This window comes from Rhodococcus sp. PAE-6 (assembly GCF_025290685.1).
Taxonomy (GTDB): domain Bacteria; phylum Actinomycetota; class Actinomycetes; order Mycobacteriales; family Mycobacteriaceae; genus Rhodococcus; species Rhodococcus pyridinivorans.
Genome location: NZ_JAOCLZ010000108.1, coordinates 1 through 326 on the forward strand (window position 1 = coordinate 1; position 326 = coordinate 326).

Consider the following 326-nt stretch of genomic DNA (forward strand, 5'->3'; position numbering starts at 1 on the left):
CGACGTGCTCGGCCGGCACGAGTCGTTGCGGACGATCTACCCGGACGTCGACGGTGTGGGCTACCAGCAGGTGCTGCCGGTGGACGAGGTGGTGCCCGACCTGACGCCGGTCCCGGTGGCCGAGTCCGATCTGATCGCCCGGGCCACCGAGATCGTCGGCACCGGCTTCGACGTGACGACGCAGGTCCCCTTCCGGGCCCGGCTGTTCGCCGTCACCGAGACCGGGACCGCGGCCGAGCACGTGCTGGTGCTGGTCGTGCACCACATCGCCGCCGACGGCTTCTCGATGGGCCCGCTCACTCGCGACATCGTCTCCGCCTACGCGG

The 326-nt window shown here is 71.5% G+C and carries 1 protein-coding gene; it reads left to right on the top strand.

The window, feature by feature from the left end:
• On the top strand, window positions 1-326 hold a 326-nt coding region (locus tag NVV99_RS26430; protein ID WP_260783292.1), incomplete at both ends, for a condensation domain-containing protein.